Annotated in this window: 1 protein-coding gene; it reads right to left on the bottom strand. The window is 55.3% G+C overall.

The features are described from left to right. Window positions 1–255, bottom strand: a 255-nt coding sequence (locus Abin_RS15380) for a transposase (RefSeq protein ID WP_148315678.1), incomplete at both ends; no start/stop codon positions are given.

Genomic DNA, 255 nt, shown 5'->3' with positions numbered 1-255 from the left:
CTTCGAACGGCCAGCCTGTTCTGTCAGGGCGACAAAGATCCTGTCAAATACACCCAGGCGGCTCCACCGGATAAAGCGGTTGTATAAAGTCTTGTGTGGACCATACGCTTTCGGAGCATCCTTCCACTGAAGGCCGTTGCGGATGACATAAACGATCCCGCTCAGAACACGCCGGTCATCCACGCGTGGCACTCCGTGCGCCAGAGGAAAAAACGGCTCAATCCGCTCCATCTGGCGCTCAGACAGCAAAAATAC

Source organism: Acetobacter indonesiensis (assembly GCF_000963945.1).
Lineage (GTDB): Bacteria > Pseudomonadota > Alphaproteobacteria > Acetobacterales > Acetobacteraceae > Acetobacter > Acetobacter indonesiensis.
This window is presented reverse-complemented; position numbering and strand designations above follow the sequence as displayed.